The sequence below is a fragment of the Amycolatopsis sp. 2-15 genome, assembly GCF_030285625.1.
GTDB classification, from domain to species: domain Bacteria; phylum Actinomycetota; class Actinomycetes; order Mycobacteriales; family Pseudonocardiaceae; genus Amycolatopsis; species Amycolatopsis carbonis.
Genome location: NZ_CP127294.1, coordinates 8350108 through 8365908, shown reverse-complemented (window position 1 = coordinate 8365908; position 15801 = coordinate 8350108). Strand labels below are relative to the sequence as shown.

The window sequence follows — 15801 nt, the reverse complement described above, 5'->3', positions numbered from 1 at the left end:
GAGTGCGGGCATGAACGCGTTCCAGGTCTGCCTTTGCGTCTTCGCGGGCGTCTGTGCCCTGTGCTGGGTGCTCTCGGTGATCACGCGCGAGTACTCGTGGGTGGACCGGATCTGGTCCCTGGTGCCCGTGGCGTACGTCGCGATCTTCGCCGCCTTCGCAGGCTTCGCCGACGCGCGCCTCGACGTGATGTTCGTCCTGGTGCTGCTCTGGGGTTTGCGCCTGACCTTCAACTTCGCCCGCAAGGGCGGCTACGCCCGCGGCGGCGAGGACTACCGCTGGGTGGTGCTGCGCGGGAAGATGGCGCCCTGGCAGTTCCAGGTCTTCAACTTCTTCTTCATCACGATCTACCAGAACGCGATTCTCCTGCTGATCACGCTGCCGGCGTGGACGGCGCTCTCGCACCGTTCGGCCTTCGGCGTGGGTGATGTGATCGTCGCGGTGATCTTCGTCGCGTGCCTGGTGGGGGAGACGGTGGCGGATCAGCAGCAGTGGAACTTCCACCAGTGGAAGAAGCGCGAGCAGTCCGCCGGGCGGGTGCCTTCGCCGCGGTTCCTGCAGAGTGGCCTGTTCCGCTTCTCGCGACACCCGAACTTCTTCTTCGAGCAGGCGCAGTGGTGGCTGGTGTTCGTCTTCGGCGCGCTGGCCTTCGGCGGGATCCCCTGGACGATCGCCGGCGCGGTCCTGCTGACCCTCCTGTTCGTCGGCTCGACGATCTTCACGGAAACCATCACGCGGGGCCGGTACCCGGAGTACGCGGAGTATCAGAAGCGGACTTCGGCTGTGGTGCCGTGGGTTCCGCGGGGCCGGGTTCCGGTGGGCTGATCCTCTAGCTTTCGTCGGCGAACTCGATGTCATCCGCCTGCAGCTGCGGTGGCCGGTACGGCATTCCGTCGAGCCGGGCGCCCTCGAACCCGATGTCACCGTCGAACACGGCGCCGACGAACGTCGTGTAGCTGGCGAACGACACCCCCTCGAACCACGCCCGCTCCCCGAACCTCGCGCGGTCGAAGTAGGCGCTTTGCATCGCCACGTCGTCGTCGAACACCGGCGCGACCATGAATCCCGCTCGGTCGAAGTTCGCACTGCGCGCGAAGGTGGTGTCGCTGAACCGCACGACGCCGCGGAAGAGCGCCTTGTCGAACTGCGCGTTGTGGGCGAACCGCGCGCTGCGGAACGCTGTGGTGCCGGCGAACTCGGTGTCTTCGAAGCGGGCCTCGCCGCGGAATTGGGCGTTCTCGAACCGGGTGCTGCCCTTGAACGTGGCCCGGGTGAACCAGGCGTCGGCGCCGAAAGTGGCGCCGTCGAACCGCGTCGTGCCGGTGAACCGCACCTCGTGGAACCAGGCGTCCCCGGCGAAGTGGGTGCCGGCGAAGCGGGCGTTGTGGAGCTCGCAGCCGTTGAGCGGGAAGTCGATGAGCACGGCCCCGGAGAGGTCCAGCTCGATGCCCGCCCAGAACCGGTCGTCCTCGTCGGCCGGCACGAGGTGCCGCACGAGCAGGCGCTGCGCCGTCAGCCGCACTTCGCGTTCCTGCACCTGGTCGCGGTCGCCGTTCCGGCCGGGCTCGGGCAGCTCGTACGGCATGCGCAGGTAGGCACTGATGACATCGGCGATCGTCTGGCGCAGCTGCGCGTTGTCCTGCGCCAGGCGGTCGAGCGCGTAGAGGCCCGCGAGCCGGACCGGTGCCTTTTCCGAACCCAGCTGTTCGACGGCTTTCAGGTAGAGCTCGTTGATGCGCCGTTCGGTGGCGTCGTGCCGGGCGGCCCGGTCGGCTTGTTCGCGGAGCCGCAGTTCGGCGCGCTTGGTCGCCAGGTCGTGCTCGGCGGTCTGCTGCCGTCTTGCCGCGAGCACCAGTGCCAGGGCGCCGCCGGTGCCGACCACGATCGTCCCGACGGTGCGGATGCCGTCGAGCCGGGCGCGATCGGCGTCGGTGCCGTGGCCGTACAACGTGAGCAGGACCCAGCAGGCCGCCGTCGCGATCACCACCATCAGCGCGCCGCACAGCGCGATCGTCCGGTTGGACAGTGTCCGGCTCGGGTGCGGTCGAACCCCTGCGCCGGCGAGCGGTTCCGGGGTGGTTGAAGGGATTTCGGCCACGACTTCCATGATCGCAGTTCCCGGTGACGGGGAAAGGTGCAATCGGGTGGTGAATCCGAACCCTGGCTGCCGCCGTGCCGAATGTCCTCAGTAGACACTCATTTCACGAACGGGGCACGTGGTTGCCTCACCGGTCGTAGAAGTTCGACGGTGGTTCATTCCACTGCTGAGTCGGCGCGTCAGGACGCGTGGACCGCTTACGACGGTGCAAAGTCCGCGCATTCGCCGCCATGCTGTTCACCACGAACGCGATCACCAGGCCGATCACGAGGTTGATCGCGGCCGTCGCGTATTTGGCGCTGGGTTCGACCGTCAAGGTCAGCGGCAGGACCACCGCGATGAGGGTCACGAGCACCATGATCCAGCCGAAGAACTGGCTGGGCGCGGGCGTCGCGACGCTCAGCAGGTGCATGAGGCCCGTGGCGAGCAGGGCGGCGGCCGCGGCGGCGAGTGCGTACGTGGTGGTGCTGGCGCTGCCCCAGGCGCCCTCGCCTTTCGGGGCGAGTACGGGGACGTCGAAAATGCCGCGGGCGATGAGGAGTCCGACGATGGCGACGAGCGCGGCCACCACCGCCGTGGCGACGCCGCCCGCCCACAGCCGCGCCGCGTCGATGCCGGGCCGGGTGTCCTGGTCGTACGGGTTCTGCGCCATCACGGATCCCTCCGTCAACGAAGCTGTCCCCCTCGATTGTCGTCCTATGCGGGTTCGTTCGCCTGCTCGAGTTTTGCGACGCGCCGCAAGCGGAAGGACAGGACGACGAGCATGATCCCGTACAGCAGCGCGTAGATGCCCACGAGCAAGGCGATGCCGAACGCCCCCGCGACCGGGTGGATGAGCACCAAGACACCCGCGATGACGGACACCGCGCCGGCCACGATGAGGAACGCCTCGCCCGTGATCTGCTTGCGCAGGCGGATCGCGGCGACGATCTCGGCGATGCCCGTGACCACCGCCCACGCCCCGACGAGCGTCGCCAGCACGAGGATGGTCGCGCCGGGCCAGACCAGCGCGAGCACCCCCGCGGCGAGACCGAGCACACCCAGCAACGCGTACGCGAACCGGTGCGCGCCGTCGCCCGGGCGGAACGCCTGCATGAACGCACCCACCGCGTCGACGAGCGCGTAGACCCCGAAGACGAGCGCCAGCGCCAGCACGGTGACGCCCGGCCAGATCAGCGCGATCACGCCGAACACCACCGCCAGCACACCGCGCACGAGCACCAGCGGCCACGTCCGCCGCGGGTCCATCACGAGACCACCGACTCCAGCGGAGATGTGTGCGGACATGCCTGCCTCCCGAGCACGATGCTGACCTGGGAAAACGTTAGCAGCGCAGGAAGATCGAAGCACCGCTTCGTTGTTCACCCGATCGGTGACGAAGTGTCCGAAGAGGACGTCAGAAGCTCACCGGCAGCCCCGCCAGCCGCCACGTGCCGGGGTCGGGCGCGCGCCGCACGTCGCCAAGGCGCAGCGCGGGAAAGCGCTCCAGCAACCCCCGCAACGCCACCTCCGCCTCCACCCGCGCGAGCGCCGCGCCGAGGCAGAAGTGCGGCCCGTACGCGAACCCGAGGTGCCCGCCCTCGGTGCGGCGCACGTCGAGGCGGTCGGGCTCGGTGAACACGCGCGGGTCCCGGTTGGCCGACGCGATTGCGGCCGACACGGGCTCGCCCGCCCGGATCGCGACGCCGTGCAGGGTGAGGTCCTCGGTGGCCTGCCGGGGAATCGTCAGCAGCTGAGGTCCGCACCATCGCATCAGCTCCTCGACCGCCGTCGGCCACAGCTCGGGTTCCGCGCGCAGCACGGCGAGCTGGTCCGGATGAGTGAGCAGGGCCTCGACGGCGTTGGCGACGAAGTTCGCCGGTGTCTGCCCCGCGAGCACGAGCTGCCACACGAGGGTGACGAGCTCGGGTTCGGACAGCCCGTCCGTGCCGGCCAGCAGTTCGAGGAACTCACTCGCCGGCGGCGTGGTGAGGCCGCGCGCGCCGTCGATGATGCCCGGCACCGCGGCGGCGAAGCTCTCGCCCGAGCCGGCGACCACGTTCTGGCCGAAGATGTGCCAGCGCGGCCGATCCGCCTCGGGCACGCCGACGAGCTCGCAGATCACCTCCATCGGCAACGGCTGCGCGAACCCGGCCAGCAGGTCGGCCCCGTCAGCGGGGAGGCCGTCGAGCAGCTTGTCGACGATCGGCTCGATCCGCGGCCGGAAGTCCGCCGCGCGGCGCGCCGTGAACGCGGGGGAGACGAGGCCGCGCAGCCGCCGGTGCTCGGCGCCTTCCATCTCCTGCATGGTCCGCAGGTACGGCCGGCAGTGGTCGGGCACGTCGAGCGCCTGGTAGCTGCCGGGGCCGAGCGCGAAGCGCGGGTCGGTGAGCATCGCGCGTGCTTCGGCGAGGCGGGTGAGGACCCACAGCGGGCCGAAGCCGGGGCCGACGAGCTTGGCCACGGGGCCGTGCTCGCGGGCGGCGCCGTAGACGGCGAACGGGTCGCGGTGCACGGCGGGGTCGGTCAGGTCGATCTCGGGCACGTCGGTCACCGGTGCTCCTCATTCTGGATGATGAAATCAGATGGTCTCATCATATGTACACCGGCGCTATCGTGACCAGTACGGGAGCTCGAGGAGGACGATGGCCCGGCTGACCAGAGCGGAGGCGCAGGAGCTCAACCGCGCGAAGGTGCTCGCCGCCGCGCGTGACGAGTTCACCGAGCGCGGCTTCCGCGAGGCGAAGATCGACGTGATCGCCGAACGCGCCGAGCTCACGCGCGGCGCCGTCTACTCGAACTTCCCCGGCAAGCGCGCGCTGTACTTCGCCGTGCTCGCGGAGGAGGCCGAGCGGGTCGCCGCCGAGCCCCCGGCTTCGGACCCGGGCCTCACCGCCGCGGAAGCCCTGGGCGCCCTCGCCCGCGCCTGGGTCGCCCGCCTGCCGCTCGCCACCGACCCCGGCTCGCGCCTCGGCGTGGACCTCGGGCCGGAGATCCTCGCCGACGAGCTCACCCACCGCCCGTACGCCCAGCTCCTGCGCTTCGAAGCCGTCGTCCTCGGCCTGGCGCTCGAGCGCCTGGCCCCGTCCGCCGGCCGCCTCGTGCGCGTCGCCGAACTGGCGCTGACCACGTTGCACGGTGCCACGGGTCTCGCCGCGGCCGCGCCGGGGTTCGGTGAGCCGTTCAACGTCGTGCGTGCCTGCGAAGTCCTGCCCGCGCTGGGGTTGGCCGATACGTGGCCCGCGGTGCCGCCGATCGTGGCGCACGCGCAGCCGGTGGACGAGCCTTGGCTGCCGCCCGCGGCCTTCGACTCACTGCGGTCGGAGCCGGCCGACCTGTCCGGCGACGGCGTGGTCGCGATTCTCGGGCTGCACCGGCTTTCCGCCGCGGAGGAGGCCGTCCGGGCCGTACCGCAGGACTCTGCCGTGACGGTCGCCGTGGTGACGGGTTCGGCGCCGGAGCTGGCGCCGTTGACGCACCTCGCGCTGGCCGAGCTGCGTGGTCACTTGCGCCGGGCATTCCCGGTCTCGACCTGGCCGCGCCTGAAGGTGCTGCGCGACGACTCGGGCGCGGTCGCGTCGGCGGCCGGGGTTTCGGCGGTGAGCGACGCGACGGAAACGGCTGTGCGGATCACTTCCGGGCGTGTGGTGCGCCGCGCCGAAGGCTTCGGTGCCTGTCACGCCGCGGCGACCGGCTGAGAGAAACCGGCCGGGTTCACCGATGGGCGGCCAGCACTGCCGCGAGGCCTTCTTGGAGATCTTTGACGAAATACCCGGGAACCTCCAGCGACGGGAAATGTCCGCCGAGTTCGGGCGACTTCCAACGGACGATCTGCCGGTACCGCTCCTGTGCCCAGGGGCGCGGACACTTCTCGACGTCGCGGGGATACATCGTGAGTGCCGACGGGACGTCGACCCGAAGTTCGGGATCGAGCGAGTTGTGGCTTTCGTAGTAAATGCGGGCCGCCGACGCACCGGTCCGCGTCAGCCAATACAGGGTGACGTCGTCGAGAATTCGGTCTCGGGAAATCGTCTCGAACGGGCTGTCTTCGGTGTCCGACCACTCGGCGAACTTGTCCAGGATCCAGGCAAGAAGCCCGACCGGTGAGTCGACGAGCGAGTAGCCGATGGTCTGCGGCCGGGTCGCCTGCTGCTTCGCGTACGCCCCGCGGTGGCGCCAGAAATCGCGGGTTTCCTCGATCCACTCGCGTTCGACCGCCGTCAGCCCGTCCGTGGTCAGCCCGGGCGGTCCCTCCGCGAACGTCGTGTGGATGCCGAGAACGTGCTCCGGGAACCGGCCGCCGAGAACCGTGGTGATATTGCCTCCCCAGTCGCCACCGTGGGCGGCGAACTCGCGGTAGCCGAGCCGGCCCATCAGTTCCACCCAGGCGGCCGCGATCTTTTCGGTTCCCCACCCGGTGGTGGCCGGCTTGTCGCTGTAACCGAAGCCCGGTAGCGACGGGACGACGACGTGGAACGCCGGCGCGTCCGCATCTTTAGGATCTGCCAGCTCGTCCACCGCATCGATGAACCGGGCAATGCTGTCCGGCCACCCGTGCGTCAAGATCAGCGGAGTGGCGTCCGCGCGCGCGGATCGGCGGTGCAGGAAGTGGATTCCCAGCTCGTCGATGGTCGTGCGGAACTGGCCGATCCGGTTCAGCCGCTCCTCGAACGACCGCCAGTCGTACCCGGTGCGCCAGTAGTCCACGACCTCGACGAGGTCGGCGAGAGGAACGCCCTGGTCCCATCGGCGCGGACCGGGCGCGGCGCGATGGACCGTCTCGGCCTCCGGCAGCCGCGCCGCGGCCAGTCGCGCCCGCAGGTCGTCGAGGTCGGCGTCCGGTGCGTGGGCTTCGAATGCTTGCACGTCGCTGGTCAGACGGCGCATGAGTCCTCCTGGTCAGTGCGGAACCGGCTTAGATGGTTCTAGCAGGCCTCGATGCCCGAGCGCAACCTGCTAAGCTGGTTCCATGCGTGCCGAGTTCCCCGACTTTCGCCTCGGTACCGTGCTGGCGACGAGCTTCACGGGGACTCTGTCGGAGCGTCATGGCGACGCGGTGGAGCGCATTCCCACGCCGCAGCGACTTGTCGACTGGCTGGCGGTGAGCGGCCTCGCCGTGGACTCCTGCACCACCGCCCAGCTCGACCTCGCCCGGGAACTGAGGGAGTCGATTCACGCCGCCGCGACCGCGGCTGCGATCCAGGACGCGCTTCCTGCATCCGCAGTGCAAGTCATCAATGACCGCAGCGCTCAGGGCCGGGCCGCGGCCATCCTGACACCCGAAGGCAAGCGGCGATGGCAGCTCGGCTCGGCTTCCTGCGTGGAAGACGCTCTCAGCGTGATCGCCGCCGACGCGATCAGCATCCTCGCCGGCGAACGAGACGGAAAACTGGCCTTGTGTGCGTCGCCGACCTGCCAGGCCGCCTTCTTCGACACCAGCCAAAGCCGCACCCGCAGGTGGTGTGACATGAACACGTGCGGCAATCGTCAGAAGAAGGCGCGCTTCAATGCCAACCGGCGCAAAACCGCCGGATCAGCGGAGTGATCCGGCACCTGCGGTGAGCAAAAGAAAACCGGGCCGCCAGTCCGAAAAGGACTGACAGCCCGGTTGTCCTACTGCGACACTCAGCCGATCTTGTAGCTGTACGGCAGCGTTGCGATCACCTCACCGGTGCCGACCTGCGGGAGGCCCGTCGCGCCGGTCGGGAGGGTCGGGACGGTCACCAGGTTGAGGTGGCCGGCCACCGACGCGCCGCGTTTGCCCGAAGGCGTGATCGTCACGGTGACGGTCACCGTCTGGCCCGGCTGGACGAGCAGCGGCGTGCCGCCCGTGCCGTTGGGGTCCACGGACTGGTCGTACGGGTCGCCGGTGGACGAGGTCACCGCGGAGTCGAAGCCCGCCGTCTTGATCGACGCCGTGTAGGAGGCGTGGCCGGCCGGGGCGCCCGAGGGGCCGAACGGACCGATCTCCTGCACGTCGGCGAACCAGATGCCCTTCGTGACGTAGCCCTGCTTCTCGCCGATCGTCGCGACGGACACGGTGCTGCCGGCCTGCGCGGCCTTCAGGTCGCCGAGCACGTCGATGCCCGCGGCGGAACCCTGGAGCTCCACCTGAGCCGGCACCGAGGACGACGTCGCGACGGTGAACTTGCTCGTGTCCGGCGGGATCGAGTACACCGGCGCGTTGGCGTTGAACTCGGGCAGGTCGACCTCGGTCGATCCCTGGATGGGCTGCGGCTGCAGGGTCTGCTGCGCGTTCGTCCGCGCGTCCACGCCGATCGCGATCGGCTCGACGCCCGTGTTGCGCACCGTCACCGGCACCTTCACGGCCTGGCCGGCGGCCAGCTTCTTCGAGGCCGAGTTCGGCAGCGCCGGAGCGCTCACCACGACCTGGTCGAAGCCCACCGTGCCGGTGAACGGCTGCTCGATCTGCTTGCCCGTCACCGGGTTCTGCACCACGACCACGAAGTGCCAGCGGCCCGGCAGCGGGTTCGCGTCCGTGAGCTGCAACGTGGTGCCCTGCGACAGCTGGGTCGCGGAGCTGAGGAACACGTTGCTGTTCACGTCGGCGAGCTCACCGTTCGGGTCCACGAGCACACCGTCGACGACCGTGCCCGGGTCCTGCAGCTTCACCGCGACGTCGAGGTCCTTCTTGCCCTTGGGCACGTCGAACTCGTAGCTGAACGTCTGCGCCGGCGAGACCGCCCGCGCGTTGCCGCCCGTGATCGTGCCGCCGAAGGAACCCTTGCCGTTCTTGGTCGGGACCAGCGCGCGCAGCACGGCCGACACCGTGGTCTGGTGGCCGTCGGAGCTGCCGAACGTGATCGAGTAGTCCGCGTCGCCTCCGCTCGCCGGGGTCTGCAGCGACACCTTGACCGGCTTGGTCTGGCCCGGCTTCAGCGACAGCACGGCCGGGGAGACCTGGCCGTACGGGATGGCCCGCTGGGTGGAGGTGGCGAGCTGGATGTCGCCGGTGTAGCCCGTCGGGCCGCCCGCCGAGTACAGCACCGCGGTCCACGTGCCCGCGACCGGGCGCGTGACGTCCACGTTGGCGTAGTTCGCCGTGGCCGCGCCACCCTGCGGGCGGCTGTTGGCCACGAACGTGCCGTCCGGCGCCAGCAGCGACACGCGCACGACCGGCGTCACCGACTGGCCGTTCACCGTCTTCGGGCTGCCCTGCCACGCCATCCGGGCGAGCAGGCGCTGCGCACCGGCGGGCACGGAGAAGGTGACCTTCTTGTACGCCCAGTCCGTGCCGTTGTAGTACGGGAACGTCGGCAGCTTCGTCGAGTCGAACGCGGTGGTCTGCGTCTGCGCCGAAAGCGGCGCGAGCGAGCGCGTGCCCGCCGTGACCGTGAGCGGCTTGGTGCCGACGTTGGTCACGTTGACCGTGGCGTTCTGCGTGCTGCCCGGCGCGCCTTCCAGCGTGAGCTGGTCGGCCGACAGGGCGATGTTCGACGAGACACCCGCCGGGGCACCGGACGTGCCGGGCGAGGTCAGCGCCGCCTCCACGGCCGCGCGCGCGTCGAGCAGACCGGAGCCCTGCTCGTCGGCGGGCAGGCCGAGGTCGCGCGTGGTGCCGGTGATGAACTGCTTCACCTGCGCGGGCGTCGGCGATGCGCCGTGGTGTGTGCCGCGGTAGGCCTGGATCACCAGCGCGGCGACACCCGCGGTCAGCGGGGCCGACTCGCTGGTGCCACCGAAGGACTCGAGGTCCGTCGGCTGCGGCACGGTCTTGAAGTCGCGGCATTCGGCATACGCGGGCGCGCAGTCGGCCCAGTTGCCCTCACCCGGGGCGACCAGATCGATGGTGCGCCCGTTCTGCGTGATGCCGGACGACGACAGCGCGGAGATGTTGTCGCTCGTCCACTTCCCGTTGGAGAACGGGAAAGCCGCGTAGGTGGTCTGCGCGTAGAGCCGGTTGTCCGTGGTCGCGCCGGCGGAGATCACCAGCGGGTCGGTGGCCGGGCTGCCGATAGTCGAGGTGATGCCCGCGTCGCCGCTGGAGGCGGTGACGGTGACGCCCGCGGCCACGGCCTCGTCGTTGAACACCTGGAACAGGTTGCGCGAGCTCGCGTCCGGGTACTGGTTCAGGCCCAGCGACTCGTTGATCACGTCGACGTGGTCCACGGTCACCGCGTAGTCGATCGCCTGCAGCACCGCGGAGTTCGTGGCGGTGGAGCCGAACACGTTGAGCCCCACCAGGCTCGCGCCCGGCGAAACGCCCTTGACCACGATGTTGCAGCCCGCGGGCAGCGGGTGCTTCTCGTTCACGAACTTCGACAGGTCGTGCACCACCACGCCCTGCGCTGCGATGGACGACGCGTCACCGAAGGCCTCGGCGCCGGACTCGGTCGTGGCGGGACCGTCGCCGGAGAAGTCCTGGTAGTCGGAGAACACGTGGGAACCGTCGGGACGGATGAAGTCCGCGTAGTTCGGGTCCATGTTGTCCGCGAGGAACGCGACCTTCACGCCCGAACCGTCGGCGAGGTCTGAAGCGGCCTTGGAGCCGTCGGTGCTGTACGCGTGGATCGAGGTCAGCGCCTCGGGCTCCAGCAACGGCTTCGCCGGGTCGGTCGGGCAGATCGCGTTCGGGTCCTGGTTCTGCGCCGTGCCGCCGCCCGCCTTGGGAGCACCGGCGTCGGCCGACTTGGCCGGGTTCGCGTCGGGCAGCGTGACCTTGCTGTCCGGCAGCACCTGCGCCACGGCCGGGTCGGCCGCCAGCTGCGCCGCCTGGTCCGGCGTCACCGTGGCGGAGAATGCGTTGCCCAGAGCGAAGTGCTTGACCTTGGCCGGCGCTGTGCCGGCCAGCTTGGCCAGCACCGACTCCTGCTGCTGGGTCGCCTTGGCCCGCCGGGTGCCCGAAGCCGCTTTGGTGGCCGGCGCGTCGGGCAGCTGGTCCTTGAGGACCACGATCACCGATTGCGGTGCGCTGCTCGCCTGAGCGGTGGGCGCGGCGACGGCGGCCTGACTGCCGAGCTGGGTGACCCCGGCCAGTGCCAGACCGCCTGTCGCGGCTATGACGAGCGCGCGAACGGATCGCGAGGAACGCCGCATGTGCAGCTCCCACTTCCTTCTCGAAGGGTTCGAAAGTTACCGGCCCCGACGAAATCGAGCACGGTCGTGCCGGCCCGATTTCCCATGCCGGAGAACTATTTCGCGCACCTCGACGATCCACAAGCGACAATAGTGGTGAAGATATCCACGCAAATGGGACACCATTTCCGTAATGCCCGGAATCGGTGTCCCATTTGTCGGTGAAGCGAATTCCCGCTCAGGTCACGGGAAGGTGACTGCGGGAGTTTCGGGCAACCGTCAGTGTCCCCGCGAGCGCGATCACGGCGAGGCAGCCGAGCAGCATCGGGTAGCTCGCGAAGCCGCTGAGCGCCGCGAGCAGCGACGGCAGCAGGAAGCCGATGTAGGCCAGCGCGTAGTAGACGCCGGTCAGCTGGGCGATTTCCTCGGGCCGCGCGAGCCGTTGCAGCTCCAGCAGCCCGGACACCACGACGATCCCGTACGCGGTCCCGAGCACCACGGCCGTGAGCAGCGCGAGCCACGGCGAACGCAGATCCGCGGCCACGGCGGCGAGGATCAGACCAGTGCACATCACGGCCATTCCGGTGAGCACCGCGCGGGCGCTGGTGGTTCGGTCCACGCGTTTGGCGATCGGCTGGATGCCGACGCCCGCGCCGATCGCGCACACCGTCAGCAGCGTTGAGTAGGCGAGTGACCACGAACCGAGTTTGTCCTGCACCAATTGCGGCATGATCGCGTACGCGACACCGCACGAGCCGAAGATCCACGGCGCCATCGGCAGGATGATCCGGCGGAACCGCGGGTGCCGGGTCGTCACGGGCAGCCGGCTCAGCGCCGGCTTGCGGCTTTCGACGCCCAGTGTTTCGGGGCTGCGCGGGATGAACGGCAAGGCCACCAGCGCGAGTCCGATGTGGACGGCGAACGGCAGCACCATCGGCCACGGCCCCCACTGCGCGAGCACTCCCGCGGCGCCGGGGCCGATGCCGAGCCCGAGCGTGAGGCACAGGGCCGCGCGCCGGGTGCCGAGGTCGGCCGCGCCGCGCGGGTCGGCGTCGGCGAGCTCCTTGATCCACGTGGAGCCCACGGCCATCGCGGCCGCCACGGCCACGCCGGTGAGGAACCGGCCCGCCGCGATCCAGCCGGCGCCTTCCGGGCCGAGCGCGATCAGCACGCTCGCGAGCAGTGACAGCACGGTGCCGGCGAGCATCACGGGTCGGCGACCGTAGCGATTGGACAGTCCGCCCGAGAGCAGCAGACCCGGCACCAGTCCGACCACATATGCGCCCAGCAGCGCGTCGACGGTGAAGGTGGAGTAGCCGGCTTCCTTGTACATCACCAGGAGCGGAGTGAACTGGTTGCCGCCCCAGCCGACCACGAACACCGCGCCGGCGGCGCCGAACCAGGCCGGGCGCGCGGTGGTTTCGCGGGGGAGCGGCGTGCTTTCGGCAGTGGCGGTCATCGGCGGTGCACCAGATCCAGGTGGGCGCGCAGCGCGGGGCCGAACGCGTCGCCGTCGGCGCGCTCGATGATGCCGAGCAGGTCCTCGTGTTCGCGCAGCACCACGGGCAGCACGTCCGGGATCGGGCGCAGGGCGTGCACGTTCATCCGGCGCTGGCGATCGGCCAGCGTGGCGTAGAAGTCGAGCAGCAACGCGTTGCCGCCGGCCGCGACGATGGTGCGGTGGAACAGTTCGTCGGCCTCGGCGAACCCGTGCAGATCGCCGGAGTCCGCGTGGCCGCGCTGGGTGTCCAGCACCCCGCGCAGCTGCTCCAGCGTGTCCGGGATGAGGTCGGGCCGGCGCACGAGGCGGCGCACGGCCGCGCCCTCCACGGCCTCCCGCGCGTCGAGCACGTCCTCGGCCTCGCCCGGCGGCACGGGCACCACCACGGCGCCGCGCTTCGGGATCAGGTTGAGGAACCCCTCGACCTGCAGGCGCAGGAACGCCTCCCGCACGGGCGTGCGGCTCACCCCGAGCCGCTCGGCGATCTCCCCTTCGCTGAACAGGTGCCCACCGGGGAGCTCGCCGGTGAGGACGAGCTCCTTCGTGAGCCGGTACGCGCGGTCGGCAGCGCCGGGCGCGGTGTACTTGGCAGGTGTCACGCCGGCGACACTAGCATGCGTCCAAGCTTGTATCTAAGGCCTTGTGACCTGCGGCTCACTCGATCCAGTGCAGTACCGGAGCCGACGTCAGATCGCCCGGCTGGAGCCTGGCCTCCGTCTCGACGGTGAACGTGGCCGACTCGCCGGGCAGCAGCGTCACGAGGGCGAAGTCCACGGTCGCGTCGGCGGCGAGGCGGTCGGGGAACAGGCAGACGTCGCGCATGAGCGTGTCGGCGATGACGGTGACTTCGTAGCCGCCGTCGAAGCCGGTGACGGACTGCGTGAACTCGGCCTGGGGGTAGGCGATGTCCTTGTCCTCGGCGAAGAACCAGAACGCGCGCTTGTCGCCGGCATCGGCCACGAGGAACTCGCGCGCCGGGTCGCCGGCCGCGAACTCGGGGCCCAGCGCGGTGCCGGGCGCGACCGCGGCCGACGCCAGCTCCTCGCCGGTCACCGACATCCGCCGCACGTCGACCGTCTCCGGGGTGAAGCCCAGTGCGAAGACCGTGAGACCTTCGGGGCGCGGCTGGATCGTCAGCAGCTCGTCGGCGTAGACCTCGCGCAGCGTGTACCACAGCGGCTTCGGCCGGCCGGCTCCGTCGACCGCGGCCCACGACGTGACGGGCCAGCAGTCGTTGAGCTGCCACACGATCGCGCCCATGCAGCGCGGCGCGTGCGAGCGGTAGTGCTCCACGGCCAGCCGGATCGCGCGCGCCTGGTTGACCTGGTTGAGGAAGTGCCAGTCGTCGAACGTCTCCGGCTCGGCGAAATGCGGGGCGAGGCCGCGGGCGAGCTTTCCGTTGCCGTCGAAGGCTTTCTGGTGGTGCAACACGCCGGGGGAGTCGGCGGCGAGCGGCTCGTCGTGCACGGCCTCGGTGAGCGTCGCGAACGTCGGCGGCGCCTGCCAGCCGAACTCCGACACGAACCGCGGCACGGTGTCGCGGTAGCCGAGGTAGTCGCGCTCGTTCCACATGTCCCACACGTGCTGGCAGCCGTAGTCGGGGTCCAGTGCGTCGCGCTCCGGCGAGAGCGCCCACGGGCTGCCCGGCACGTACGGCCGCGTCGGGTCCAGCTCGCCGACGACCGCGGGCAGCAGCTTCTCGTAGAACGTCGCGCCCCACGGCTGCCCGGCCAGCCGTTCCTGCCAGTCCCAGTGGAACCAGCCGAGGTAGTTCTCGTTGTTGCCGCACCACAGCACCAGCGACGGGTGCGGCGCGAGGCGGACGACGTTCTCGCGCGCCTCGGCCTCGACCTCCTCGGCCAGCACGTCCTCGGGATACGGCATGCAGGCGAACAGGAAGTCCTGCCACACCAGCACACCCTCGCGGTCGCACTCGGCGTAGAACTCGTCGCTCTCGAAGATCCCGCCGCCCCACACGCGCAGCAGGTCGATGTTCACGTCCTTCGCCTGCTCGATGCGGCGGGCGTAGCGCTGCGCGTCGACGCGGTGGGGGAAGCAGTCGTCGGGGATCCAGTTGGCACCGCGGACGAACAGCGGCGTGCCGTTGACCGACAGGATGAACGCGCCGTCGGTGGTGTCGAGCGCGACGGTGCGGAAGCCGATCTCGCGGGTCCAGGTGTCGAGCACGGTGCCGTCGGCGGCCTCGAGCGTCACCTCCAGCGGGTACAGCGGCTGCTCGCCGAGCGTGTGCGGCCACCACAGCTGGGGCGACGGCACGCGCGCGGTGTCGCCGGTCGCCTCGATGCCGGCTACGCGGATACGCACGGTGCCTTCGCCCTCGACCTCGGTGTGGACCGTGACCACGCCTTCGGTGCCCTCGACCGTGACCACCGGCCGGACCGACGCGAGCCGGCCTGTGGTGATCTCCAGCCGCGCCGGGCGCCAGAGACCGGCGGTGACGAGCGACGGGCCCCAGTCCCAGCCGAAGTTGCAGGCCATCTTGCGGATGAAGTTCGACGGCTCGCCGTCGTTGGTGCGCGGCAGCGGATGGGCCGCGGCGCGCGCACGGGCGTAGCGCACGGCGGAGGCGAAGGTGACCGACAGCTCGTTGCCCTCGGACCGCAGCTCGCCGGTCGGGAAACGGTAGGAGCGGTGCATGTTCTCGGTCTCGCCGAGCACGCGGCCGTTGAGCTCGATCTTGGCGACGGTGTCGAGGCCGTCGAACGCGAGCGCGGCCGCGCCGGCGGCGGCCGGACGGTCGAACTCGGTCTCGTAGCGCCAGTCCGTGAGCCCGATCCACTGCACGAGGTCTTCGTTGCGGTCGAGGTACGGATCGGGGATCAGGCCGGCGGCGAGCAGGTCGGTGTGCACCGAGCCGGGCACGGTCGCCGACACCCCGGCGCGCAGCGTGTCCACGAGCTCGGCGGGCACCTCAACCAGGTCGCCGGTCGCCCGCACCGTCCACCGCGTCAGGTCCATCCGCATGCCTCGCCGTCCTCTCTCCGGGCCTGTCCGCGCGATCATGCCCTGTCTCGTCGTTGTCCGCCGCCGTGAGGGACCGCGAACGCGCTGCTCCGTATGGTCTGAACCACTGAGCCGTTCGCTGCGCGCGGGTACCGGACACCGGGAAAACCCTGATCCTGTCCGGCTTTCTGTCCGTTCGGGCGTGATCGTTGCCAGAGCGGCGCT

General features: G+C 70.3%; 12 protein-coding genes. 3 read left to right on the top strand and 9 right to left on the bottom strand.

Translation table 11 applies throughout. The annotated features are described in order from the left end of the window. Positions 1–10 precede the first annotated feature (10 nt). Entirely contained in the window at positions 11–823 is an 813-nt protein-coding gene (locus tag QRX50_RS41410) for a DUF1295 domain-containing protein (protein WP_285968532.1), read from the top strand. A 4-nt stretch (positions 824–827) separates the two neighbouring features. On the opposite strand, the gene QRX50_RS41405 is transcribed toward QRX50_RS41410, so the two are convergent. From QRX50_RS41405 to QRX50_RS41390, 4 genes are all read right to left on the bottom strand, one after another. Further along, positions 828–2105: a pentapeptide repeat-containing protein gene (locus tag QRX50_RS41405; protein WP_434533187.1), complete on the bottom strand. Its 1278-nt coding sequence runs from the start codon at positions 2103–2105 to the stop codon at positions 828–830. 118 nt (positions 2106–2223) lie between these two features. Then, a complete protein-coding gene (locus tag QRX50_RS41400; protein ID WP_285974687.1) occupies positions 2224–2748 on the bottom strand; it encodes a DUF6069 family protein in 525 nt (174 codons plus the stop codon). 44 nt (positions 2749–2792) lie between these two features. Further along, positions 2793–3383 carry an HdeD family acid-resistance protein gene (locus QRX50_RS41395; RefSeq protein ID WP_285968530.1) on the bottom strand — a complete coding sequence of 197 codons (591 nt, stop codon included), beginning with the start codon at positions 3381–3383 and terminating at the stop codon, positions 2793–2795. Positions 3384–3492: 109 nt separating this feature from the next. Beyond that, entirely contained in the window at positions 3493–4629 is a 1137-nt protein-coding gene (locus QRX50_RS41390; RefSeq protein ID WP_285968529.1) for a cytochrome P450 family protein, read from the bottom strand. Between the two features lie 91 nt (positions 4630–4720). Here QRX50_RS41390 and QRX50_RS41385 point away from each other — a divergent pair, with 91 nt between their 5' ends. Beyond that, the gene (locus QRX50_RS41385; protein ID WP_285968528.1) at positions 4721–5773 is read left to right on the top strand and encodes a TetR/AcrR family transcriptional regulator; all 1053 of its coding nucleotides are present in this window, start codon (positions 4721–4723) and stop codon (positions 5771–5773) included. Positions 5774–5789: 16 nt separating this feature from the next. On the opposite strand, the gene QRX50_RS41380 is transcribed toward QRX50_RS41385, so the two are convergent. Then, positions 5790–6962 carry an epoxide hydrolase family protein gene (locus QRX50_RS41380; RefSeq protein ID WP_285968527.1) on the bottom strand — a complete coding sequence of 391 codons (1173 nt, stop codon included), beginning with the start codon at positions 6960–6962 and terminating at the stop codon, positions 5790–5792. Between the two features lie 82 nt (positions 6963–7044). Between QRX50_RS41380 and QRX50_RS41375 the strand changes: the two genes are divergently transcribed. After that, positions 7045–7620 (top strand): CGNR zinc finger domain-containing protein, encoded by a 576-nt coding sequence (locus tag QRX50_RS41375; protein WP_285968526.1) that lies wholly within the window; start codon positions 7045–7047, stop codon positions 7618–7620. A gap of 80 nt (positions 7621–7700) precedes the next feature. On the opposite strand, the gene QRX50_RS41370 is transcribed toward QRX50_RS41375, so the two are convergent. The 4 genes from QRX50_RS41370 to QRX50_RS41355 form a co-directional block, all read right to left on the bottom strand. Continuing rightward, entirely contained in the window at positions 7701–11132 is a 3432-nt protein-coding gene (locus QRX50_RS41370) for a S8 family serine peptidase (RefSeq protein ID WP_285968525.1), read from the bottom strand. Positions 11133–11349: 217 nt separating this feature from the next. After that, on the bottom strand, positions 11350–12570 hold the full coding sequence (locus tag QRX50_RS41365; RefSeq protein WP_285968524.1) for an MFS transporter: 1221 nt from the start codon (positions 12568–12570) through the stop codon (positions 11350–11352). Beyond that, positions 12567–13211, bottom strand: a complete 645-nt coding sequence (locus QRX50_RS41360) for a GntR family transcriptional regulator (protein WP_285968523.1) — start codon at positions 13209–13211, stop codon at positions 12567–12569. The genes QRX50_RS41365 and QRX50_RS41360 overlap by 4 nt, the downstream gene beginning before the upstream one ends. Positions 13212–13266: 55 nt before the next feature. Beyond that, positions 13267–15597: a glycoside hydrolase family 2 protein gene (locus QRX50_RS41355; protein ID WP_285968522.1), complete on the bottom strand. Its 2331-nt coding sequence runs from the start codon at positions 15595–15597 to the stop codon at positions 13267–13269. Positions 15598–15801 lie beyond the last annotated feature (204 nt).

Excerpts from the sequence above, each read along its gene's own strand:
- QRX50_RS41410 (WP_285968532.1), top strand. The coding sequence starts at position 11 with ATGAACGCGTTCCAGGTCTGCCTTTGCGTCTTCGCGGGCGTCTGTGCC.
- QRX50_RS41385 (WP_285968528.1), top strand. The coding sequence starts at position 4,721 with ATGGCCCGGCTGACCAGAGCGGAGGCGCAGGAGCTCAACCGCGCGAAG.
- QRX50_RS41365 (WP_285968524.1), bottom strand. The coding sequence starts at position 12,570 with ATGACCGCCACTGCCGAAAGCACGCCGCTCCCCCGCGAAACCACCGCG.
- QRX50_RS41375 (WP_285968526.1), top strand. The coding sequence starts at position 7,045 with ATGCGTGCCGAGTTCCCCGACTTTCGCCTCGGTACCGTGCTGGCGACG.
- QRX50_RS41380 (WP_285968527.1), bottom strand. The coding sequence starts at position 6,962 with ATGCGCCGTCTGACCAGCGACGTGCAAGCATTCGAAGCCCACGCACCG.
- QRX50_RS41370 (WP_285968525.1), bottom strand. The coding sequence starts at position 11,132 with ATGCGGCGTTCCTCGCGATCCGTTCGCGCGCTCGTCATAGCCGCGACA.
- QRX50_RS41400 (WP_285974687.1), bottom strand. The coding sequence starts at position 2,748 with ATGGCGCAGAACCCGTACGACCAGGACACCCGGCCCGGCATCGACGCG.
- QRX50_RS41405 (WP_434533187.1), bottom strand. The coding sequence starts at position 2,105 with ATGGAAGTCGTGGCCGAAATCCCTTCAACCACCCCGGAACCGCTCGCC.
- QRX50_RS41395 (WP_285968530.1), bottom strand. The coding sequence starts at position 3,383 with ATGTCCGCACACATCTCCGCTGGAGTCGGTGGTCTCGTGATGGACCCG.
- QRX50_RS41355 (WP_285968522.1), bottom strand. The coding sequence starts at position 15,597 with ATGCGGATGGACCTGACGCGGTGGACGGTGCGGGCGACCGGCGACCTG.